Origin of the sequence: Xanthomonas sp. WHRI 7064, from assembly GCF_040202355.2 — a bacterium.
GTDB classification, from domain to species: Bacteria; Pseudomonadota; Gammaproteobacteria; order Xanthomonadales; family Xanthomonadaceae; genus Xanthomonas; species Xanthomonas arboricola.
Genome location: NZ_CP167821.1, coordinates 92,323 through 112,888 on the forward strand (window position 1 = coordinate 92,323; position 20,566 = coordinate 112,888).

Sequence of the window (20,566 nt, forward strand, 5' to 3'; positions counted from 1 at the left end):
CTGCTGATTCAATCAAGTAAACCCCACAAAACCCCCGTGTTATCACCCGATCAACGGCTTTGCTAAAGCCGTGACGCATCCCCTATGCCACGAGTAGACAAAAATGAAAGCGTATTTCTGCAAATTCATCCCGCCGCGCGCTGACTTTCTGGCCACCATGTCGGATCAGGAAAAAGCCCTGATGCAGCAGCATGCTGCGTTTCTGGACCAGCGCCTGGCCGAGGGCGTGCTGCTGGCGCATGGCCCGGTCATCGATGAAACCGGCGGCTTTGGTCTATCGCTGTATCAGATTGCCGACGACCAGGACATTGCCGCCATCACCGCACAGGACCCGATCATCAAACACGGCGTCGGGCAGTATGCGCATTACCCCATGCTGCATTTGAAGGCGCGCGGATAAACGCCGCGCTGCAGGCGGCACGCTCAAATCGTCATCGCAACAGCGCGTTGCGGTGACGAGAGCGCGCCGCGCATGCAGCAAGCCATGGCGGCCGCAGGCGGGCTGCGCTCAGGCCACGCTGTCAGTTGCCCGCCGCCCGGACGGGCCGGGCGAGCGCTCTCACCGCACCGGCACCCGCGCAAGCCCTGCGTGGGAAACGCCGCCTCTACTGGCGCACGCCGCTGCACCCACATGTCACCCATCATCCGGTCCAGCCCGCGGTCCAGGCCGGTGACCAGCCCCGCACCCGGGGTAAAGGTCAGCTCGCCGAAATAGACCTGCCCGTGCTGGATGTACCAGTCCACCCGCACGTAATCGAAGTCGCTTGCCAGCAGCTTGCTCAGCTCCAGCGCCTGTTCCAGCAGCGCCGGCGCGCAGGGCGGTGCGCGCCCGTCGTCGCGGATGCGGTGAAAGGCCTCGTGCAGGTTGCCGACAAAGAAGGTCATGCCCAACTTCGGCGTGTCGAAGCGTCCGTAGATCACCTGCAGCACGTACTGAAAACTGCCGTCCACCTGCCGGAACATGTGGAACTTGTAGTCCACCGGCACCTGCTGCGCATCGCCGATGTACTGCTCCACCAAAATGCGCGGCGGAATATCGCGGTAATGGATCTCGCGCACCTTGTCGGAGAAGTCGGTGCGCAGCCATTGGCCGCAGCGCTCGATGATGCGGCGCTTCTGCTGCGCATCGGGCTCATCGCGCACCACCTCCACCATCGCCGCGCCATGGTTGGCCTTGATCACGGTCTGCCGCCACTGCGGCAGGCGCAGCAGCTCCTGCGGGTCGGTGCTGTCCAGCAGCAGCGGGATCAGATGCGCCTCGCCGATCCTGGCCGCCACATACGGGCGCACCGCAAACTTGTCCGCCAGCCGCCGGTACAGCGGGTAATCGCCGTGCACGCACTTGCGGTAGAGGATCTTCTCGTTGAAGCACTTGGGCGCGTACAGATCCGGCAGCCGGCCGAAGGTGTGCAGGTAATACAGCCGGTCCTGGTGCCGCCAGGGCAGGGTGCGCAGCAGGCCGCGCGCGCCCTTGCGCAGCAGGCGCTTGAGGCTGATGGCGTCAGTGGCTGGCGCAGCTGCGCCAGGCAATGCGGCCGGGCGGGCGTCGCCTGCAAACCGCGTCAACCCCGGCAGCAGCGCAGCCCACGGCTCACCTGCTGCCCCAACCCGCGCTCCCAGCGGCTGCGTCTGCAGCCCCATCCCGTTGTCCATCGCCAGATCCCTCTTCTCGTCGTTTAGTGAGACGCAGGTCACAATTAAATGTGATGCTAGTCACGGTATACGGGAAAAGTAAGAAGAGGGTTGCGAAACGTCTCAAGCAGACCGATTTCGCAAAGATCAGTGCGCTTTAGGGCCTAAAGACGGGTCTGGCGGCCGCTGTCGCGTCCGCTTTGCTGCGTTGCGGCAGCCTGCGCGGGCTAGGACGACGCAGCCACGGCCGGGCGCCGCTTGGGCACAACGCCGGTGAGGGGCGTAGGCGGAGGTCGCGCAACTCAAATGGCGGCGTGTGCGCTCCGCCACGATGGGGAGGTGCACTCAGGGGAAGCGCCAGGCGTTGAAGGCCAGCGCAGGCCCGCACTCAGGGGACGCAGTCGCATCGCGGCCCAGGATCGAGCAACATCAGGCGATACCACTGCAGTCCGCAACGGATGGCCCATGCACGTCACCAAACTCCTGTCCCTGGCAGCGCTGTGCCTTGCGCTTGCCGCCTGCGGCAAAACAGACCAGCCCGCACAAGCCGATAAGGCGCCCACATCGGCGCGTGCAGCATCCAGCCCCGCCACTGCAGATGGCAACGCCACCGCACTGCCGCCTGCCCAGGTGGCCAATAGCAGGCCGCCTTCGGTCAGCCAGGAGGCAAGGCGCTATCTCTGCCCGCAGGGCCCCAATGCCTGCCCGGCCGGTGGGCCGTTGATCGCCAACTCCGATGCAGAGGCGCAGTGGCTGCTGCGCCACGGCTACCCGACGGAACACGAACTGGCCCGCTTGGAAACCCTGACGCTGGACCAGCTCAAGGCCGAGTCGCAGGCAGGCAACCAGGCCGCAACGGTGATCTACGGCAAAAAGACCGCACTGGCGGGCCGTTTTTATCAGGGCATCGGCATCCTGCGGCGGGCCGCGGTGGCGGGGAACCTGTATGCGTACTACGGGCTGTCGGACGTGTACGTCAGCGACACCGCAAACAAGAACCTGGTCGACAGCCTGGCCTACCTGCGCCTGGCCTACCTGTTGGGCGATGCAAAAGCCTCGGCCGTCATCGCATCGCGTGGCCTGAGCAGTGTTGAAAACGTCGTTGCCGACGAGCGCGCCGCCTCACTGCACAAGACGTTTTCCAAGTACCAGCGCCCCTCGCCACGGCCGCTGGAATAACGCCGGGCGATCAGCCTCCCACATTCAGTTGCGGAATCTTGGCAAACGCCTCGGCAATAAAATCCATGAACACGATCGCCCGCTTCGGCACCAGCCGGTTGGCCGCATACAGGATGTGCATGGGCACCGCAGGTGCGGAGAATGCGCCCAGCACGATCTGCAGCTGCCCGGCCTTGAGCCCCTGCTCGAACAACCACTCCGGCCCCTGCCCGATGCCCAGGCCCGCACTTACCGACTCGCGCGCGGCCTCCGGCGAATTGACCCGGATCCGGCCGGACACCGGCACTTCCACATCCTTGAAACGCCACGTCGCCCCGGAGGCCAGCAAGGTGTACAGCACGCAATCGTGCTGGCGCAGGTCCTCGGGCACGCGGGGCACACCGCGCTCGGCAAGATAGGCGTTGCTTGCCACGCACACGCGCTTGAACGTGCCGATCCGCCGTGCGCGTAGCGCGCTGTTTTCCAGGTGGCCGATACGGATGGCAAGCTCCGCGCCCTCGTCAAGCAGATTGACGAAGCGGTCGTTGATCTGCAGATCCAGCTCCAGGCCCGGAAAGCGCCGTAAAAACTCCGGCACCAGCGGCATCACATAGTGATGCGACAACGCCGTGGGGCAGGCCACCCGTAGCAAGCCGGACGGTTGCACATTGTCGTGCAGCGCCATCTCCGACTCGCCCACCGCATCCAGGATGCGGCGCACCTCCGCGTAGTAGCGCTCGCCCTCCGGCGTCAGCACCAGCTTGCGGGTGGAGCGGTTGAGCAGCCGCGTGTGCAGGTGCTCTTCCAGCGCCGCCACGTGCCGGCTGACATTGGGCTGGCCCAGGCCCAGGTCGCGCCCGGCCGCAGAAAAGCTGCCGGTTTCCACCGCACGCGCAAAGCAGGTCATCAGCAGAAACCGGTCCATTGCCCACCCCCATTCATGCGCAGATCGCATGAATGGTATGTGCCGGCGCGGTCTTCCGGCAAATCGTGCATGGGCGCACGCTGCACCCCATCGAAGGCCGGCCACACGCGGCGGGCCTGTCACCCTCCCAGGAGCACCCCATGTCCCGTCTAGCAGGCAAACGCACCCTCATCACCGGCGGCACCAGCGGTATTGGCCTGGAGACCGCCCGCCAGTTTCTGGCCGAAGGCGCCCGCGTCATCGTCACCGGCAACAATCCCGAGTCCATCGCCAATGCCAAGGCCGCGCTGGGTGCCGAGGTGCTGGTGCTGCGCGCCGATTCGGCCAGCGTCGCCGCGCAGCAGCAGCTGGCGCAGGCGGTGCAGGCGCATTACGGCCAGCTCGACATCGCCTTTCTCAATGCCGGCGTGTCGGTGTGGGCACCGATCGAAGACTGGACCGAGCAGGCCTTCGACGCCTCCTTCGCCGTCAACGTCAAAGGCCCGTACTTCCTCATGCAGGCGCTGCTGCCGGTGTTCGCCAACCCCGCCGCGGTGGTGCTCAACACCTCCATCAACGCGCATGTGGGCGCGGCCCGCTCATCGGTGTATGCAGCCACCAAGGCGGCGTTCCTGAGCATGGCCAAGACACTCTCTAGCGAACTGCTGGCGCGCGGCATCCGCCTCAACGCGGTCAGCCCGGGCCCGGTGGAAACCCCGCTGTACGACAAGCTCGGCATCCCCGACGCGTACCGCGACCAGGTCAACCAGGACATCGCCGCCACCATCCCGCTGGGCCGCTTCGGCACCCCGGACGAAGTGGCCAAGGCCGTGCTGTACCTGGCCTCGGACGAATCCCGCTGGACGGTGGGCTCGGAACTCATCGTCGACGGCGGCCGCACGCTTAACGGCTGAGCGTTTCGAAGGCAGTGGCAGGCGAACGGCCACCCCCACACCCTTCAAGCCACCGAGCGCTGCAGTGTGCGTCCACGTTGCGGCGCAAGTGCAGCGACTCAATAATGCGCACGCCCCTCTTCAGCGGATGACACGTGCGCGCTTTATTCGTCTATGCCGCTGTCCCCGCGATCCTGCTGGCGGGGGTGGCAACCGCCCACGCAGCCCCTGCCGCTGAGTTATGCGAGGTCTTGGCCGCCTTTGTCGGTGCAGTACAGCCGGGCCAGACACGCAGTTTTGCGTTCCACACCTCGTGGGGAACCAACTTCAGGCATGCGCAAGAGCAGGCGCTTTCCGCCAAACGGTGTGAGCACGGTGGCGACCCCGCCGCGCAGGCCGTCTGCGCCTACCTGATGCAGCATGGGCAAACAGAGCTTGCAGACGCCACGGTAATGGACTCGGTGGCCTGCCTATCGAGCGGCACCACATTTGACAGCAGCCTGAGACTGCATCACGCCGAGCTGACCTTTCGCCATGAGGCCATCAACGCAGGCGCGACGGTCACAGTCACCTTTGGCGAAGAGACGGAACAGGGCGGCAGGGTGTTTCGACTTCAGGCAGAAGGCGACTAGCGCCGCCCTACATTTGCTCAGAGGCGCAACGCGCATTCGAGGTAACAAGCAACCGCTCACTAACCGCGTGCGGTTGCGTCATGCGGCTGTGGAAGGCCCGCATCCGGGCACGTGCTACCGGCGCAACACGCCGGCATGCCGCGTCAATGAATCTGCAACTCCGCAATCTTGCCGTCCACAAGCTGGAACACATGCTCCAGCTGCAGCGGGCTCTGCGGGAAATCGCCGGACACCTGCACAGTGACACTCACTTGCTCGCCCTGGGTGTGCACGCCAACCGGCACCGCACGATACGGCGTGGTGGCCTGCGTCTGTGCCAGCCATGCGGCTATCGCGGCAGCGCCACGGTGCTGGCGGTGCTCGTCATGCACCACCGCATCGTCGGCCAGGTGCGGCAGCAGCACCGCGGCATCGCCGGCGTTGCTGGCGGTAAAAAAGCAGGCAATGGCGGCGGGCAGGACAAGCGACATGGCGGCGGTGCTCGGTGGAAACGGTATGCCATGATCAGCAGCGGCATCACCTGCCGCAAGAACGCACGCAAAGGTAAGTCACGCACCCATGGGAAAGCCGCACACCCCGGACACCGCCGCGTGCGATGTCGAAGCCCTGCTCAAACTCATCGAAGGCCGCTGGAAACTGCTGCTGCTGTTCCACCTGTTCGACGGCAAGGTGCAGCGCTACTCGGACCTGGAGCGGCTGATTCCCGCCATCTCGCAAAAGATGCTGGCCCAACAGCTGCGCCAGCTAGAACGCGACGGCCTGGTGCTGCGCACCGTCTACGCGCAGGTACCGCCGCAGGTGGATTACCGCCTCACGCCATGGGGCCAGGCCCTGTGCCCTGCGCTGGACGCAATGCTCACCTGGGGCCAGGCGCGGCAGCCGTTGCCCGAGCCTTCGCCGCAGTGATGGCTTGGCACGCGGCTGTGGTACGCCGGCCTTAAAACATCAGGCACACAGCACCACGCATATCGCCAGAGAACTGACCCAGATAACGCACCGGCGGTCTTGCAGCATCTGCCGTCTCGCGCGCTGCAACCAGACTTGTGCGGCCAACATAATCGGCCTAGTTTCGCCTCGCCACCATTCGGGTGGCGAGGAGGTCACACGCATGGCGACCAACGAGAAAACCGGCCCCAAAGCGGCCAAAGCCGCAAGCAAGGTCTTGCGTAGCGGCAGCACCGGCAAGGATTCAAAAACTGCGGCCGCGTCCGCTTTGAGTCAAACGCCGGATAAAGGCGGAAAGAAGAAATAAGCGAACGCTGCAGTAAATGAGTAGGGGCGTTCGCACAAAGGCGAGCGTCTCTAGTCATGCAATTTAGTGCGTGCAATCACCGCGGATGACACCGCTGAGACAAAATGTCGGGTACCCCGCTGACAAAACCGCTACATAACTATAGGGTACAGACTGGAACGGGGGTTTCATGCATGGGAAGCAGATGGGGAAGTACCGAGTTTAACGCTGTGCGGTCACTATCATGGCCGCTTGGATCGCTATGGGAGTTGGTGCTTTTTTCACCATCCGTACCGGCGTGCCGTGGCTGCTATTGCAGCAAAGCGGTCCAATCGCACAAGGCCTTAGTCAAAGCGTCAGCGCAGCGCTCGCGTTCGCCACGCGTTGCCTGGGTGTGCCCGCTTCGTCTGTTGGCAGGCACAGGCAGCGCACATTGTTAAACACACATACCACGCTAGAGAGTCGGCCACCAATGGCCGGCACTACTTCGGGTTGTTGATTGGCGAAGTCTTCCGCAGCCAAGACTGTGCCGTAGAAGAAGCCGGCTGGGCGGCATCGACCTAATCCTGAGGGAAGACGGCCACCGCGGCTTAGCGCAATGCAAGCAATGGAGAGGAGTGTCAGTCTGCAACGGCTGAAAATATTTCTATGAGTTATGAAAAAATCAATCTAAAGGGTAAAAAATAAATGAGCTTTACCAAAACAATCGTATGTCTGGCTAATTCTAGAAAAAACAGCGGGCGCTGTCTCGCGGGTAAGGAGAAGTTAGCGGGAAATCAATTATCATGGATAAGGCCTGTCGGAACTACGGAAACGAAAGAGCTAAACGAATATGATCGGCAATACTCAGATGGAACCACGGCCCAGAACCTTGATATAATAGAAATACATTTTAATCACGTAGATCAGCATAGCTTTCAAGCAGAAAACTTTGTTATCGACTCCAAGGCTTATTGGCGAAAAGTGGGTTTTTTTCCAAAGCATAGGCTAAATGAATTGCAAGATTATCCGATGCAATTATGGGAAAATGGTGAAAGTAGCTATAGCGGCTTCAACGATAGAGTGGCGCTTGCCCATCTTGCAGCTAAGAGAGCAAGCCTTTATTTTATAAAGCCCAATAAGGCTCAGATTCACGTGAGTGCCGAAGGCGCTGCTTTCAATGACTCAAAGTTAAAAGTCCGGGCGCATTTCACATATAACAATGTCAACTATGCTTTATTAGTTACGGATCCATTCATCGAGGCGAAATACGTGGCAATGGGTGTCGGGCAATATTCGATAGATCCGGATTCTTACTTTACAGTTAGTCTCGGAGAGCCCTACAATGGCTTTGCATACAAGTTGGTTGCCGCAATATTATGAATATAAAAATCTTCACTATCGGCTTTACTAAGAAAAGTGCAGAGAAGTTTTTTTCTCTTTTAAGAATCTCGGGCGCTGTTCGGGTTGTAGATGTTAGATTGAATAATGTGTCTCAGCTTGCAGGTTTTGCCAAACGCGACGACTTGAAGTTTTTCTTGAAAGAAGTTTGCGGGATGGATTATTTTCATGCTCCAGAGCTCGCGCCAAAGAAAGAAGCGCTAAAGGCGTACCAAGAAAAAAAGATGAGCTGGGCGCAGTATGAGGCAGAATTTATAAATCTAATGACTCAGAGAAGAATAGAGACATCTTTAGATAAAAAAATGTTAGATAAAGGATGTTTTCTGTGTAGTGAAGACACGCCACATCAGTGTCACAGGCGATTAGTTTCCGAATATTTACAAAAAAATTGGCCGGATGAAAATGTCGATGTAAAACACTTATGAGAAAGGCTTGTGTTCTAATTGACTATCCAGAACATTTTATTTCTAAAAGTAAAATGGATCGAAAAGTCAGAAATTACTGTAGAGAATTGTTGGTTGAAAGTTTTGTCGCCAAAGCAGATCCACATGATTTCATTTCAGGTATAGCCGAATCTTTCGGCTTGCCTTTTCGACTGGACGAAGATGCCGCTGCTAGCTGCTCTCATGCTGTAATTTTCTGTCAAGGAGCTTGCGAGTTGGAAGCTACTTTACGAAGTAAAAAAGTACCGACAAAGATTGTCCAGTTTAAATTGACTTCCGTAGCGAATAAGGACAAGGGTGAAGTATTTGATGTATATATAGGACGTGGCACAGTCTGGGGGAATCCATACGTAATTGGTCCTGCAGGAGATCGTGAGGAGGTGCTGAGAAAATATAAGTATGATTTTGATCGGAGGTTGCTTAGGTTTTTCGAAAACCACGATGAGAATGTAAATAAGATAAAGGGGAAAATTTTAGGTTGTCATTGTAAGCCAGCAGCTTGCCATGGAGATATTTTAGCTGCGTATATAAATTCGTTAGACGACGGCGAATAAGTCAACGCATTAAAAAATCCGTTTTCCATGGTTTTTACATTGAAATTTTTCGAGTGTCATTTGTATTTTTAAGTTGATTTTTAAGTTGGGGTATTTGTGAGTAAGAAAATTTTTGCGGTACTCATGCAAAAATTTTCGGCATCAGCTACGTAAGCATTGCGCGAGGAATGCCAGCACTGTTCTTAAAAAACTGGGAGGCCAGCGTACAGGCGGGATTATTCCTGATGTGTGCAATCGCCACTCCTCCGACGCAAGAATATGCGGTGTTGATTCAATTGCATGCGCCCCAACGATTAGAATGGTACGTCATCGTCATTAAAGTTGTTGATATTGTCGTTGAGCGATAACGATTGACTTAGTGCTCTCTCTCTGGCTCGATCGGTTCTTGGCTTGCTTGTCACAAAAAGAGCGTCATTCGCCTCAATCCAGCTCCAAGCTCGATCAGTCAATCGAATTCCATCGTAAGGCTCATAATCACCGTCTACTTTTTCTAAATTAACGAAACTGCGAGCCATGAGCCTACGTAGAGCCAACTGAAAGCCCATAGACGTAATGCCTTGACGCTCCACCGACTGCTTTACTGACCAAAGGCCGGTGAAGTCCAGTGGCATATTAAGTTCCGAGGCTATCGCGGCTACCAATACTAGCTCGGAATGAGATATCCCACTCACTTCCGATACCAACTCACTATCCGCTGCTTGCTTAAGCATCTCGGCCTTGGATAATCGAGCCATCAAAGTCATTGTAATTCGAGAGCGAAGGTCATCGAAGTCACTAGTAGATTCTGTCCGATACACAATTATGCTTCTATGCTGGATATCAAACGGAAACTTTTGTCTCTCATCTGCACATATCATCACAACTGGTTTCCCCAGAGCCAGAGCGAATCCTAACTCGTACCACACGTTAGCGTTGTCGGATGTTATATCGGCAAGACAGATTGCAGCATTTTTGATGCCATCTTCTATGGATGAGATGAGAACCTCTGCGGCTGGATCACCATCAACTCGATATGGTTCGAGTCCTGCGTCTATAATCCCCGGTCTAAAACAATCTACAAATCGCTTGTCAAACTTGCCCCGATCAAATGGCTGGATTACGAAACATGTGGTCAAAGTGGGATCCCGGTAGTTATTTTTCGCTGTCAATACTAGCCCAGAGTAAGAAGAAAATTTCTCTTTTTCTTACTTAAGTGCTTGCACTATTGATAAGTAAATCTGTTCCCATCCGCAGCGGCTTCAACGACGGATCTCGTACGCCTGCATCGCCCAGCCGCTTAGTTTCCTCAGTGCGTAGCCCCATTAACGCGGTGATGGAGTCCGATAGAGCAGGGTGCCACTGTCGATGCGCTTTGTTGGAAAGGGTCATGTTTTGATACCGTGGCAGTGGCGCACCATGCACGAATGCTGATGCCGTATTGGTTCCAGTCTAGCGAGTGGTGCAGCACGCCATGGAGTTATAGGGTGTCGCGTCGACGGAATGTACTTCTTCGTTGCTCTCCAATTGGCGAAGCGTATGCATTGGATGTTAGTCGGCAACGCATATGTGGCTATGTACAGCACTACTTCTGTCCGCACGACGCGCCACACGCTAGCGTTGATCCTGTCCATGGTGCTACCCCCCTACCCGCCAATCCTAGCTCAGGCGTTGCGCGCGCGGGTTGATCAGGCCGCCTGGCAGCGTCGCGCTTTGTTCGGTCACTTGTCGCTTGGCTCGTATTAAGGGCAACACTCATCAGGCAGCGCCCGACTCGCCCAGCACGGCATCCACCTGCTCAGCCAGATGCTGCAGGCAATGCGCCCATTGTTGTAGTGGAATCGTAGGCGCTCCCAGCGCCCCTTCGTCGCGGGTGCGTGGCGTGGCAAGAGTGGCGAGTAGACGCAGTTGGTCGCGTATGCGCAGCAGTCGGTATTGCGTGCTTTCGGACATCCAGTAACCGGGTTCGTTGTGCATGCCGCTCTCCTTGCCGTGAGGCAGCTCCCGCTGCACAACGCAGCGGGATGCCGGGAGGCTAGAAACCGCAGACAGCCGGCGGGCTTATTCCCCTCGCGGGTGTTGTATTCGCCGCCCTCCCGGCGTAGGAACGCCGAGCAGTGCCAAGCCAGATGGCCGAGCACAAAAAACCCACCAAGTTCTCGGAGGTGGGTACCGCTGTCTGTGTGGAGTTTCTAGGCTCCGAGCGGAAGTGTGCGTGTGGCGGTGAGTTGGGTCAAGTTGAAGCGATGTCCGGCGCCCACGTGTGCGGCTTTGCACGTATTTTTTCGAGTGGATGCGCTGTGGCAATGACGCACTAGCTATCAGTTGACACATCGCCAAACAGGTAGCAATCTCGGCTGCAAGGAGCCTAGAAACTCCTCAGACAGCGGTACCCACCTCCGTCAAACCGGTGGGTTTTTTGTGCCTGGACTTTTTGTACGAGTGCAGCCGACGCGATGCCTATGTCGGAGTGCAGCCAATGCAAAGATGTTTGGGAAAACAATTCTGAAGTCTGTCTATGGTTTCTAGCCTCCTGACATCCCGTCGCGTCGTGCGACGGGGCATGTTCGTCAAGGAGGGCTTTGCCATGCGTCGGTCCACGTCCAGTCCCAAGCCATCGCGCAAGCGCGCCACGGTACCACCGCCTACCGAAGTCGTCTGGCGTTCGCTGGATCCCTCGATCCAGCCGCGGCGCTACCTCGAGCGCACGCCCGTCCCCGAACCTCGCGCCGAACCCCGCACACCACGGCGGCCCGGCCGCCCGCGTGCGCCGCAGCAGTGCACCGTCGGCTATGGGTACTATCCCGACAGTCACCAGCGCATTCCCACCCTGCGCCTGCGCGGCCGCTGGCTGGAACAATTGGGCTTTGCCATCGGCAGCAAGCTGCACATCCGCCAGCGCGATGGCGAGCTGGTCATCAGCGTTGTAGACCCTCGCTGATCACGCCGCAGTGCATGTGCGCACCGCATGTGCCCGGCCCGTTGCTGGAGACGTCGCATGATGAGTGAGGGCATGACCGGCGCGTCGCGTGCAGACCGCCACGGTGTCATCGACCAGGTGGTCGCGGCGCGCGCGCGCGCCGCAAGCGCGATGCCGGTTGAGCGCTACGGCGGCCGCCCGTGGCGCCACCGCAGCGCCTACGCCGTGCGCGAGCTGCCGGCCCGCGCACCCATGGCGGGCATCTACGCGCTTGGCCGCTTCACCACGCGCTGGCAGGTGCGCGAGGAGCGAGCGCCGGCCAGGGAGCGCTTCGACCAGGCCGTGGTGCAGCTGCAGGCGGAGCTGCTCACCTACATGCGGCGGCGCCTGCGCGACCCGCACACTGCCGCCGACCTCGCCCAGGAAGCGCTGCTGCGCCTGCTGGCCTACCGCGACACGCCAGACATCCACAGCTACAAGCTGCTGCTGTACCGCATCGCCCACAACGTGGTGCTGGAGCATTGGCGCACGCGCCACCGCAGGCACGCCTCCCGCCACGTGCCGCTGGAGGGCAGCGAACCGCTCGCCGCCGCCGGCACGGCGGTGGACCAGCTGGTGGACGCCCGCCGCACCCTGCAGCACCTGCACACCCACACGCTGCCCGCGCTGCCACCTAAATGCCGCCAGGCCTTCATGCTCAACCGCTTCGACGGCCTCACCTACCCGGAAGTCGCCGCCGTCATGGGCATCTCGGTCAAGATGGTGGAAAAACACATCAGCCGTGCTCTGGCTGCCTGCCGTGCGGCTGTGGGCGAGTAACGCCAGGCAATGCATCGCGCAGGTGGCGGTGCGTCACGACCAGCGGGCACTGCCAGGATTCATCGCACCTAGGTATTCGGCTAAGTTAGCAGCGGTTGTGGCACGCGGCCCTAGGGATCACCAGTAGGTGACGCTCATTCAACCAGAGGTCGCGAGGAAATCCGCTCGAGGCACGATTGGGAGCGAAGGCTCGATTATTAAAAGTATTGATTGTTAGGTTGAGATAGCAGAACGATATGCTGAAAAATGTAAAGTTCCCACTCTTATACATAGTTGAGCTACTGATATGGCTGCCGCTGCTCATCTCGTTTTATGTTACGTCCACGTTCCTTGCAGCCAAACCCATCGCTACTCTCGATCTTCAAGGTAAATCCTTACCAGCCGGCTGGGAGGCTGCAGTTCCGAGTCACGGTAAATTCTTGCAGGGCTATCTCATCTCAAATCATCCTGCCCCCTTCGGCTGTAGTGCAGTGATCATGGTTGGCCTGGCGCTCTTGCTTTACCGTGTTAACCGGGCACAGGCGGTGCAACGTGCTGCAGCTGGCAGCCGTAGCAATCGCTCCCACTTGATAGGGAATGGTCTTGTTTTCGCAACGTTGGCGCTGATCGGCTATGTACTACTGACGCGGGTTTTGGTCGGCGTCAGCGCGGTCTAACTGCACCGGGATCAGATCAGCGCCTTGCCGCCCCGTGCTCCAGGTTGGCTCTGAGTTGGTCTTCAACGGGCCGCAACCCGTCGTGGACTTTGTCTATGTGCTGGCATCCCCGTGCCTGCTGGCCAGGTGGGTACATGCATTGCTGACCAGCAGTGCGTCGCTTCGGATACACAATCGCCCATTCGCGTGTGCTTGCGCAGTGCCGGGGTAAGCCCTGGTCTACTTGCCGCCCGGCATTGGCGTCTCAGGAAAAAGCGATGGGCAACTGTTTTTCAAACAATGTCAGTAGCACGTATGCGCATGTGACCTACGCGCAGCACGAACCCACGCCCCAGGGGACGCCGCAGCGGCCGACGCCATCCACGCCCTTGCCGGATCAGTCGCCACTGCAGGGCCTGCAGCGCCGCTCGCCGCGCCCGTCGCGCCCGACAACCCCATCACGGCCCACATCACGGCCAAATCCCTCGCGGCCAACGACGTCACAGCCAACGCGGCCACAGCGCTCGGGCGTGGAAACTCGCATGCTGTTGCAGATGCAGGGGATGGCGCACGCGTTGCTCAATCAGATTGGTCCCATCCTCAACAATGAAGCGCTCCGTGCCGAACACAAATCAGCGCTCAGGCTGCTCAAGCACATGAGTGACTGCGCACTCGGAAAACGGGCCGTTGGCGGTAGCGACGATATTGCTGAAAGAATTGAGCAGATCCAGAACCGGATCGCGAATCATTATGCGAACCCGGACGCAGCTGCGCCGCCTGTCGAGGGCATCGAGCAATACGCGGGCCGCGCCACGTTCAAAAAGATGCGGCAACTTGCGGCGGATGTCGATCTTGAGATCCAGGTGGCCAAGGCAGGGGGCGATGAAAAGTTCCTGCGGTTCAAGGAGGGCCTGGTCCTCGATCGAGACGTGGCAGCGCAGGCTGCGAACCTGGTGTCCGGAGTCGAGGAGACCTACGACGCGCTGAGCGAAGAGCATGGAAGACGCATACAGAATCTTCTTAGAAAGCTTACGGAGGGAGCGGCCCTGTCAGGGGGACTCTTGGACATTGTCTGGCCGTTGCGCAAAGACCCGGTTGCATTGGCCGACGCACTGCACACGCTGGTCAGGCGGTACCCGACATTGGGAAATAACCCGAACTGGAAGAAATCCGATTAAGCGAGCCGCGCACCACCTGCACGAGCCCGTTCACAAGTGGCACCTATCGCGGTAACCAAAAAGTGACTGCAGAGCAGGTGGTTCCGTTTCGGAACATATGACCGCACACGCGTAGCAGCGCGCATGGGGTTCAGCTATCGGGCAGGGGGCCACCCTATGCTGCGCGCCCAGCGGAACATCTCGGCCACCCGGCCGGCGCCGCAGCGGAGGTTTCATGCAACGCCTGCTCCTTGTTTCCAGCCTGCTGGTGGGCCTGTGTGCCTGCAGCGACAAATCCGCACAGCACGCCACGCCTGCCGGCGCTGCCACCGCAGCGCCCGCCAAGACCGCTGCGCCGCCCGAGTTGCTCACCCGCGACGCGCTGTTTGGCGCCGCCGAGAAGGTGCACGTGCTGGTGAGCCCGGACGGCGCCTACATCAGTTGGGTGGCGCCGCTGAAGGGCGTGCCCAATCTGTGGGTGGCGCCGATCGATGCGCCCGACAAGGCACGCGCGGTCACCCAGGACAGCGGGCGCGGCATCAGCGAATATTCCTGGAGCCATCGCGCCGGCACGTTGCTGTACAAGCGCGACCAGGGCGGCGATGAAAACTTCCACCTGTACGCGCTGAATCTGGCCGACGGCAGCAGCAAGGACCTGACCCCGTTCGACAAGACCCGCGTGGAGCTGTACGGCCTGAGCGCGCAGCACCCGGATCAGGTCATGGTCGGCATCAACAACCGCGACGCGAAGTGGCACGACCTGTATCGCGTGGATCTGGCCACCGGCCAACGCACGCTGGTGGAGAAGAACACCCAACACATCGAAACCTATCTGCTCGATGTTGACCTGCAGCTGCGCTACGCAACACGCGTCACCGAAGACGGCGGGGTTGAGGTGCTTACCCGCCAGGGCAGCGCCTGGAAAACACTGGAACGCGTTCCCTTCGAAGATGTATTGACCACCGAAGTGGTGGGCTTGAGCAACGATGGCAACACGCTGTACCTGCGCGACTCGCGCGACCGCGACACCGCCGCGCTGTACGCGCTGGACACCGCCACCCACGCGCGCACGCTGCTCACAGAAGACGCGCGCGCCGATGTGGACAGCGTGCTGAAAGACCCAAAGACCGGCGCCGTGCAGGCCGCCTCGGTGGAGTACCTGCGCCGGGAATGGACCGTACTGGACAAGGGCATCGCCAAGGACCTGCAGGCCTTGAAGGCGCTGGGCCCGGGCGATGCGAAGGTGGAAGCACGCAGCCAGGACGATGCCACCTGGATCGTGAGTTATTCGGCTGCAGAAACGCCGTTGCGCTACTACCGCTACGACCGCGCCACTGCCAAGCTGACCAAGCTGTTTTCTGCGTATCCCGCCCTGGAAGGCAAGCCGCTGGTGCCGAGCTGGCCGCAGACGCTGACCGCGCGCGACGGGCTGCGTCTGGTGAGCTACCTCACCCTGCCGGCCGATGCGGACGCCAACCACGATGGCAAGGCCGACAAGCCGGTGCCGCTGGTGGTGTTCGTGCATGGCGGCCCCTGGCTGCGTGACAGCTACAACAGCTACGGTGCTTACACGCAATGGTTTGCCAACCGCGGCTACGCGGTGCTGGCGGTGAACTACCGCGGCTCCACCGGCTTCGGCAAGGCCTTCACCAATGCCGGCAACGGCGAGTGGGCCGGCAAGATGCACGACGACCTGCTCGACGCGGTGCAGTGGGCGGTCGCCCAAGGCGTCACCACGCCGGACAACGTGGCCATCATGGGTGGCAGCTACGGCGGTTACGCCAGCCTGGTGGGCCTGACCTTCACCCCGGACACGTTCAAGTGCGCAGTGGACATCGTGGGCCCGGCCAACCTCAACACGCTGTTGGCCACCATCCCGCCGTACTGGACAGGGTTCTACAAGCAGGCGATCAAACGCATGGGCGACCCGGCCACCGCGCAAGGCAAGCAGTGGCTCACCGAACGCTCGCCGGTGACGCATGTGGACAAGATCCGCAAGCCGCTGCTGATCGGGCAGGGCGCCAACGACCCACGCACCAATCGCGCCGAGAGCGAGCAGATCGTCAACGCGATGACGGCCAAGAACATCCCGGTGACCTACGTGCTGTTCCCGGACGAAGGCCACGGCTTCAAGCGCCCGGAAAACAGCAAGGCCTTCAACGCGGTGGCCGAAACCTTCCTGGGCCAATGCCTGGGCGGCCGCGTGCAACCCATCGGCAGCGACCTCACCGGCTCCAGCATCACCGTGCCCGCCGGCGCCGAGCAGATCAATGGCCTTGCCGATGCATTGAAGACGCATACGCAGGCGATCCGGAACTAGCCTGCGGGTGAGGGTGCCGGCTGGGACGTGGTGCGGTATGGCCACCCAGCCGGCAGCGCTCAACCTTGTGTTGCCTCACTGCAGCGTTGCGTGGATGGCCGCTGCAGTTGGTGCATAGGGCGAGGGCGGCTGGCGCGCGGCGTTTTGCGTGCCGAACGAGGCGAGCAGGAAGAGCAGCCCCAACGCGGCCGGTACCGCGCCCTTGGGCTTGCGCACACCCAGATGCGCCATGCCCGACAACAGCAGGTGGTAGAACATGCCGGCGTAGGCCAGATCGCTCAGCGCGGTGTTGAAGCGCCACACAATCGCCACCGGGCCCAGGATCTTGATGACGATCATCCACGGCACCAGCAACGGTGCCGAATACCCCAGCTCGGCCTGCGCCTTGCGCACGAACTCGCCCTTGGCCAGATACATGCCGGCAGAAGCCAGGTACAACAGGCACAGCAGGGCGGTACTGATCCAGTAAATAGAAATGCTCATGGTATTTGCCAGTTAATATTTAAATGCAACCGGCCATCAGAATGTCGCCTAAGATATCGATTGAAAAGTAGGATGAATCACCAGGGCCTAGTATGAAAAAGCAGACCATTGAGGACGGCGAGCGCAACATGCACGAACAGATGCGCCGTGCATTTGCGTTGCTGTCTGGCAAATGGAAGCTGGAAATCATGTGGCTGCTCAATCAGCGCGTGTATCGCTTCGGCGAGCTGCGCAAGGCCATCCCCGGTGTTACCCAGCACATGCTCACGGCGCAATTGCGCGAGCTGGAAGCAGATGGCCTGGTCACGCGCACCGTGTTTGCGCAGGTGCCACCGCGCGTGGAATACGCCATCACGCCAAAGGCGCGCGGACTGGGCCCAACGATGGAAGCGCTGACCGCGTGGTGGCAGCAACATGGCGACAGCGTTGCAAAGCGGCCCGCTGCACGCGGGCGCAAGCCCAGCGTCTAGGAGGAAGGCCAGGGAGCGCGTTGTGCGCGTGCACCTGGCTTGATCACCGTTGCGGCGACATGCAAACAATCCTGGCCGTCAGCCCGGTAAATCAAAAACTATTTCCAAAGCCCAAAACGCCAACGCCCCGATCATGTCGGGGCGTTGGTGCGATCTCTCGCCGAAGTGGGGTATAGCGTCTACATCGTCATACCTGACGCCTGGCGGCCAATCCACTGCTTCAGCGCGGCGGGCGTAATGCCTGCCTACGGTGCTGACTTGCCAGCGTTACTTGGCGGCGTCGCGCACTTTGTCGGCGACCTGGCCAGCCTTGTTCTGCACCTTGCCGACATTCTTTTCGGCAGCGCCTTCCAGCTCGGTGCTCTTGTCGCCGGTGACACGGCCAACGGTTTCCTTGATGGAACCCTTGACCTGCTTGGCGGTACCTTCGATACGGTTCTTGTCCACGGGGTGCCTCATACGGTTGGGGATGTTGCAGCCCAGTCTGTACCCGCAGGACGTGAGTGCGACGTGGGCATGCCGTCATCCCCGCGTCAGCACGCCCAACTGCCGCGCGCAGCGCCACCGCAGGGCACGCGCGTATCTGCACGGCTTGCTGAGGTCGCTGCGTGCCACAATGCGCGCACTTTCCGCCAGGCAATGCCGTCACGTGAGCACACAGCGCCCCGCCACCGAGTCCGCCGGCCTGGAGTTTCTTGCGGGGGGCGGCGAGATGGGCGCGTTGATGCGCATACACGACTGGGCCGCCACGCCGCTGGGGGCGCCGGAGACCTGGCCGCAGTCGCTGCGTTCGTCGTTGTCGGTGGTGCTCAACTCCACCCTGCTCGGTGCGGTGCTGTGGGGGCCGGAGCTGCGCCTGCTCTACAACGACGTGTACGTGCAATCGATGGGCGACCGTCATCCGCAGGCGCTGGGCCAGCCGGTGACCGAGGTATGGAAGGAAACCTACGCGCCGATCGCACAGGACTTCGCCCGGGTGATGCAAACCGGTGAGGGCTTCGGCCAGGGGGTCATCGCCTTGCCGATGCTGCGCAACGGCGTCAACGAGATGACCTACTGGAATGCCACCGCCTCGCCGATCCGCGGCGAAGACGGCAGCATCGTGGGGCTGATGAATATCGCCATCGAAACCACCGCGCAGGTGGCGGCCGACCGCAACCGCGACATCCAGCACGCGATGTTGAGCAACGAGAACACCCACCTGGTGCACGAGGTGGTCAACCGCACCAGCGAGCGCGATCGCGCGCTGGAGGCGGAAACCGTGGCGCGCCGCAATGCCGAGCGCGTGCAGCTGGCGCTGGCGGCCGGGGCGATCATCGGCACCTGGATCTGGGACCTGCCCACCGACGCGTTTTCGGTGGACGAGGCGTTTGCGCAGAACTTCGGCTTCGATCCGTCCACCAGCCGCACCGGCCTGTCGCTGGAGCAGGTGATCCAGACCGTGCACCCGGACGACCGCGAGGGGCTGCGCGCGGCCATTGGCGAAGCGCTCGCCCGTGGCGGTGCCTACGCGCACCAGTACCGGGTCAAGCGGCGCGACGGAAAGTATTACTGGCTGGAAGCCAATGGCCGGGTCGAAAAGGGCGCCGATGGCACGCCGCTGCGCTTTCCCGGCGTGCTGCTGGACATCGAGGCGCGCCACGCACTGTCGGAAGAGCGCGACCGCGCGCTGGCGGCACTGCGCGAGCTGAGCGACACGCTGGAGCAGCGGGTCACCGAGCGCACGCGCGAGCTGATGACGGTGGAAGAGGCGCTGCGCCAATCGCAGAAGATGGAAGCGGTGGGGCAGCTCACCGGCGGGCTGGCGCACGACTTCAACAACCTGCTGGCCGGCATTTCCGGCGCGCTGGAGCTGATGAGCCTGCGGATCGAGCAAGGCCGCTTCCGCGACCTAGAGCGCTACGTGGCCACCGCGCAGGGCGCCACCACGCGCGCGGCCGCGCTGACCCACCGCTTGCTGGCATTTGCGCGGCGGCAGACGCTGTTGCCCAAGCCGACCAACGTCAACCGGCTGGTGGTGGACATGCTGGAGCTGATCCAGCGCACGGTGGGCCCGGGGATCTGCGTGGAAAACCTTGCCGCGGCCGAGCTGTGGCTGGCCCTGGTGGATGCGCCGCAGCTGGAGAACGCGCTGCTCAACCTGTGCATCAACGCGCGCGATGCGATGCCCGACGGCGGGCGCCTGTGCGTGCAGACCAGCAACCGCCGGATCGACCGCGAGATGGGCCAGCAGCTGGGCATGCCGGAAGGCCACTACCTGTCGCTGTGTGTGAGCGATACCGGCACCGGCATGCCGCCAGACGTGGTGGCGCGCGCGTTCGATCCGTTCTTCACCACCAAGCCGATCGGCGAGGGCACCGGCCTGGGCCTGTCGATGATCTACGGGTTTGCCAAGCAATCCGGCGGGCAGGTGCGCATCCATTCGGAAGTGGGCAAGGGCTCGACGGTGTGCATCTACCTGCCGCGGCATGCCGGTGCCGACGACAGCAGCGACGGCGGTGCCGCCACGCTGGAACTGGCGCCCTCGCTGGCCGGCGAAACCGTGTTGATCGTGGATGACGAACCGTCCATCCGCCTGCTGTTCACCGAGGTGCTGGAGGAGCTGGGCTACACCGTGCTGGAAGCTGGCGACAGCGCCACCGGGCTGGGCATCCTGCAGTCGCCGGCGCGCATCGACCTGCTGATCAGCGACGTGGGCCTGCCCGGCGGCATGAACGGCCGGCAGATGGCCGATGCCGCGCGCGTGGGCCGGCCCAGGCTCAAGGTGCTGTTCATCACCGGCTTTGCCGAGCACGCGCAGTTGAACGACCGCCACCTGGAACCGGGTATGGCGGTGCTGGCCAAGCCCTTCAGCGTCAGCCTGCTGGCGGCGCGGGTCAAGGAGATGATTGCGAGCGAGTGCTGAGCGGTGGCGCTGCGTATGCGCCTGTCAGGGCAGGTGCTGCCGCAACCGGGCCGG

22 protein-coding genes and 1 pseudogene are annotated in these 20,566 nt (G+C 61.1%); 16 read left to right on the forward strand and 7 right to left on the reverse strand.

Annotation, left to right across the window (positions count from 1 at the left end; translation table 11 throughout):
- Nucleotides 1–103: 103 nt before the first annotated feature.
- Nucleotides 104–400, forward strand: coding sequence for a YciI family protein (locus ABQY74_RS00345; protein ID WP_039529401.1), 297 nt, complete (start codon nucleotides 104–106; stop codon nucleotides 398–400).
- 182 nt (nucleotides 401–582) lie between these two features.
- Here ABQY74_RS00345 and ABQY74_RS00350 read toward each other — a convergent pair.
- Nucleotides 583–1,641 (reverse strand): annotated as a pseudogene (locus ABQY74_RS00350) (ATP-grasp fold amidoligase family protein); the annotation flags it as partial.
- 456 nt (nucleotides 1,642–2,097) lie between these two features.
- Between ABQY74_RS00350 and ABQY74_RS00355 the strand changes: the two are divergent.
- Entirely contained in the window at nucleotides 2,098–2,811 is a 714-nt protein-coding gene (locus tag ABQY74_RS00355; protein ID WP_349792826.1) for a hypothetical protein, read from the forward strand.
- A 10-nt stretch (nucleotides 2,812–2,821) separates the two neighbouring features.
- On the opposite strand, the gene ABQY74_RS00360 is transcribed toward ABQY74_RS00355, so the two are convergent.
- Nucleotides 2,822–3,715 (reverse strand): LysR family transcriptional regulator, encoded by an 894-nt coding sequence (locus ABQY74_RS00360; protein WP_104544175.1) that lies wholly within the window; start codon nucleotides 3,713–3,715, stop codon nucleotides 2,822–2,824.
- Nucleotides 3,716–3,855: 140 nt separating this feature from the next.
- Between ABQY74_RS00360 and ABQY74_RS00365 the strand changes: the two genes are divergently transcribed.
- Nucleotides 3,856–4,608, forward strand: a complete 753-nt coding sequence (locus ABQY74_RS00365) for an SDR family oxidoreductase (protein ID WP_349792828.1) — start codon at nucleotides 3,856–3,858, stop codon at nucleotides 4,606–4,608.
- A 134-nt stretch (nucleotides 4,609–4,742) separates the two neighbouring features.
- On the forward strand, nucleotides 4,743–5,219 hold the full coding sequence (locus ABQY74_RS00370) for a hypothetical protein (protein WP_349792830.1): 477 nt from the start codon (nucleotides 4,743–4,745) through the stop codon (nucleotides 5,217–5,219).
- Nucleotides 5,220–5,362: 143 nt separating this feature from the next.
- Here the strand turns inward: ABQY74_RS00370 and ABQY74_RS00375 are convergent, their stop codons facing one another.
- Nucleotides 5,363–5,689, reverse strand: a complete 327-nt coding sequence (locus tag ABQY74_RS00375) for a nuclear transport factor 2 family protein (protein ID WP_349792832.1) — start codon at nucleotides 5,687–5,689, stop codon at nucleotides 5,363–5,365.
- A gap of 88 nt (nucleotides 5,690–5,777) precedes the next feature.
- Here ABQY74_RS00375 and ABQY74_RS00380 point away from each other — a divergent pair, with 88 nt between their 5' ends.
- From ABQY74_RS00380 to ABQY74_RS00400, 5 genes are all read left to right on the forward strand, one after another.
- Complete coding sequence (locus ABQY74_RS00380; protein ID WP_039411606.1) at nucleotides 5,778–6,125, forward strand: helix-turn-helix domain-containing protein; 348 nt, start codon at nucleotides 5,778–5,780, stop codon at nucleotides 6,123–6,125.
- Nucleotides 6,126–6,327: 202 nt separating this feature from the next.
- Nucleotides 6,328–6,471, forward strand: a complete 144-nt coding sequence (locus ABQY74_RS00385) for a hypothetical protein (protein WP_349792835.1) — start codon at nucleotides 6,328–6,330, stop codon at nucleotides 6,469–6,471.
- Nucleotides 6,472–7,137: 666 nt separating this feature from the next.
- Nucleotides 7,138–7,812: a hypothetical protein gene (locus ABQY74_RS00390; protein WP_349792837.1), complete on the forward strand. Its 675-nt coding sequence runs from the start codon at nucleotides 7,138–7,140 to the stop codon at nucleotides 7,810–7,812.
- Entirely contained in the window at nucleotides 7,809–8,255 is a 447-nt protein-coding gene (locus ABQY74_RS00395; protein WP_221238066.1) for a DUF488 family protein, read from the forward strand. The genes ABQY74_RS00390 and ABQY74_RS00395 overlap by 4 nt, the downstream gene beginning before the upstream one ends.
- A gap of 53 nt (nucleotides 8,256–8,308) precedes the next feature.
- Complete coding sequence (locus ABQY74_RS00400) at nucleotides 8,309–8,827, forward strand: DUF4326 domain-containing protein (protein WP_184631308.1); 519 nt, start codon at nucleotides 8,309–8,311, stop codon at nucleotides 8,825–8,827.
- 293 nt (nucleotides 8,828–9,120) lie between these two features.
- Here the strand turns inward: ABQY74_RS00400 and ABQY74_RS00405 are convergent, their stop codons facing one another.
- Entirely contained in the window at nucleotides 9,121–9,942 is an 822-nt protein-coding gene (locus tag ABQY74_RS00405; protein WP_349792840.1) for a hypothetical protein, read from the reverse strand.
- Nucleotides 9,943–10,561: 619 nt separating this feature from the next.
- Nucleotides 10,562–10,780: an XAC0095 family protein gene (locus tag ABQY74_RS00410; protein WP_184631310.1), complete on the reverse strand. Its 219-nt coding sequence runs from the start codon at nucleotides 10,778–10,780 to the stop codon at nucleotides 10,562–10,564.
- A 610-nt stretch (nucleotides 10,781–11,390) separates the two neighbouring features.
- On the opposite strand from ABQY74_RS00410, the gene ABQY74_RS00415 reads away from it, so the two are divergent.
- The 5 genes from ABQY74_RS00415 (at nucleotide 11,391) to ABQY74_RS00435 (ending at nucleotide 16,654) form a co-directional block, all read left to right on the forward strand.
- Entirely contained in the window at nucleotides 11,391–11,744 is a 354-nt protein-coding gene (locus ABQY74_RS00415) for a SymE family type I addiction module toxin (protein WP_102255320.1), read from the forward strand.
- Between the two features lie 72 nt (nucleotides 11,745–11,816).
- Entirely contained in the window at nucleotides 11,817–12,542 is a 726-nt protein-coding gene (locus tag ABQY74_RS00420) for an RNA polymerase sigma factor (RefSeq protein ID WP_349792843.1), read from the forward strand.
- Between the two features lie 236 nt (nucleotides 12,543–12,778).
- Nucleotides 12,779–13,198, forward strand: coding sequence for a hypothetical protein (locus ABQY74_RS00425; RefSeq protein ID WP_349792845.1), 420 nt, complete (start codon nucleotides 12,779–12,781; stop codon nucleotides 13,196–13,198).
- Nucleotides 13,199–13,719: 521 nt separating this feature from the next.
- Entirely contained in the window at nucleotides 13,720–14,355 is a 636-nt protein-coding gene (locus ABQY74_RS00430) for a hypothetical protein (RefSeq protein ID WP_349792847.1), read from the forward strand.
- A gap of 214 nt (nucleotides 14,356–14,569) precedes the next feature.
- Complete coding sequence (locus ABQY74_RS00435; protein ID WP_349792849.1) at nucleotides 14,570–16,654, forward strand: S9 family peptidase; 2,085 nt, start codon at nucleotides 14,570–14,572, stop codon at nucleotides 16,652–16,654.
- Nucleotides 16,655–16,729: 75 nt separating this feature from the next.
- On the opposite strand, the gene ABQY74_RS00440 is transcribed toward ABQY74_RS00435, so the two are convergent.
- Nucleotides 16,730–17,137, reverse strand: a complete 408-nt coding sequence (locus ABQY74_RS00440; protein ID WP_102596585.1) for a DoxX family protein — start codon at nucleotides 17,135–17,137, stop codon at nucleotides 16,730–16,732.
- 92 nt (nucleotides 17,138–17,229) lie between these two features.
- Between ABQY74_RS00440 and ABQY74_RS00445 the strand changes: the two genes are divergently transcribed.
- Complete coding sequence (locus ABQY74_RS00445; protein WP_016902943.1) at nucleotides 17,230–17,607, forward strand: helix-turn-helix domain-containing protein; 378 nt, start codon at nucleotides 17,230–17,232, stop codon at nucleotides 17,605–17,607.
- A 267-nt stretch (nucleotides 17,608–17,874) separates the two neighbouring features.
- On the opposite strand, the gene ABQY74_RS00450 is transcribed toward ABQY74_RS00445, so the two are convergent.
- Nucleotides 17,875–18,054, reverse strand: a complete 180-nt coding sequence (locus ABQY74_RS00450; RefSeq protein WP_016902944.1) for a CsbD family protein — start codon at nucleotides 18,052–18,054, stop codon at nucleotides 17,875–17,877.
- A gap of 169 nt (nucleotides 18,055–18,223) precedes the next feature.
- Between ABQY74_RS00450 and ABQY74_RS00455 the strand changes: the two genes are divergently transcribed.
- A complete protein-coding gene (locus tag ABQY74_RS00455) occupies nucleotides 18,224–20,512 on the forward strand; it encodes an ATP-binding protein (RefSeq protein ID WP_349792851.1) in 2,289 nt (762 codons plus the stop codon).
- The last annotated feature ends 54 nt before the right edge of the window (nucleotides 20,513–20,566 follow it).

Excerpts from the sequence above, each read along its gene's own strand:
- ABQY74_RS00345 (WP_039529401.1), top strand. The coding sequence starts at position 104 with ATGAAAGCGTATTTCTGCAAATTCATCCCGCCGCGCGCTGACTTTCTG.
- ABQY74_RS00355 (WP_349792826.1), top strand. The coding sequence starts at position 2,098 with ATGCACGTCACCAAACTCCTGTCCCTGGCAGCGCTGTGCCTTGCGCTT.
- ABQY74_RS00360 (WP_104544175.1), bottom strand. The coding sequence starts at position 3,715 with ATGGACCGGTTTCTGCTGATGACCTGCTTTGCGCGTGCGGTGGAAACC.
- ABQY74_RS00365 (WP_349792828.1), top strand. The coding sequence starts at position 3,856 with ATGTCCCGTCTAGCAGGCAAACGCACCCTCATCACCGGCGGCACCAGC.
- ABQY74_RS00375 (WP_349792832.1), bottom strand. The coding sequence starts at position 5,689 with ATGTCGCTTGTCCTGCCCGCCGCCATTGCCTGCTTTTTTACCGCCAGC.
- ABQY74_RS00380 (WP_039411606.1), top strand. The coding sequence starts at position 5,778 with ATGGGAAAGCCGCACACCCCGGACACCGCCGCGTGCGATGTCGAAGCC.
- ABQY74_RS00385 (WP_349792835.1), top strand. The coding sequence starts at position 6,328 with ATGGCGACCAACGAGAAAACCGGCCCCAAAGCGGCCAAAGCCGCAAGC.
- ABQY74_RS00390 (WP_349792837.1), top strand. The coding sequence starts at position 7,138 with ATGAGCTTTACCAAAACAATCGTATGTCTGGCTAATTCTAGAAAAAAC.
- ABQY74_RS00395 (WP_221238066.1), top strand. The coding sequence starts at position 7,809 with ATGAATATAAAAATCTTCACTATCGGCTTTACTAAGAAAAGTGCAGAG.
- ABQY74_RS00400 (WP_184631308.1), top strand. The coding sequence starts at position 8,309 with ATGGATCGAAAAGTCAGAAATTACTGTAGAGAATTGTTGGTTGAAAGT.
- ABQY74_RS00410 (WP_184631310.1), bottom strand. The coding sequence starts at position 10,780 with ATGCACAACGAACCCGGTTACTGGATGTCCGAAAGCACGCAATACCGA.
- ABQY74_RS00415 (WP_102255320.1), top strand. The coding sequence starts at position 11,391 with ATGCGTCGGTCCACGTCCAGTCCCAAGCCATCGCGCAAGCGCGCCACG.
- ABQY74_RS00420 (WP_349792843.1), top strand. The coding sequence starts at position 11,817 with ATGACCGGCGCGTCGCGTGCAGACCGCCACGGTGTCATCGACCAGGTG.
- ABQY74_RS00425 (WP_349792845.1), top strand. The coding sequence starts at position 12,779 with ATGCTGAAAAATGTAAAGTTCCCACTCTTATACATAGTTGAGCTACTG.
- ABQY74_RS00430 (WP_349792847.1), top strand. The coding sequence starts at position 13,720 with ATGCTGTTGCAGATGCAGGGGATGGCGCACGCGTTGCTCAATCAGATT.
- ABQY74_RS00435 (WP_349792849.1), top strand. The coding sequence starts at position 14,570 with ATGCAACGCCTGCTCCTTGTTTCCAGCCTGCTGGTGGGCCTGTGTGCC.
- ABQY74_RS00440 (WP_102596585.1), bottom strand. The coding sequence starts at position 17,137 with ATGAGCATTTCTATTTACTGGATCAGTACCGCCCTGCTGTGCCTGTTG.
- ABQY74_RS00445 (WP_016902943.1), top strand. The coding sequence starts at position 17,230 with ATGAAAAAGCAGACCATTGAGGACGGCGAGCGCAACATGCACGAACAG.
- ABQY74_RS00455 (WP_349792851.1), top strand. The coding sequence starts at position 18,224 with ATGCGCGCACTTTCCGCCAGGCAATGCCGTCACGTGAGCACACAGCGC.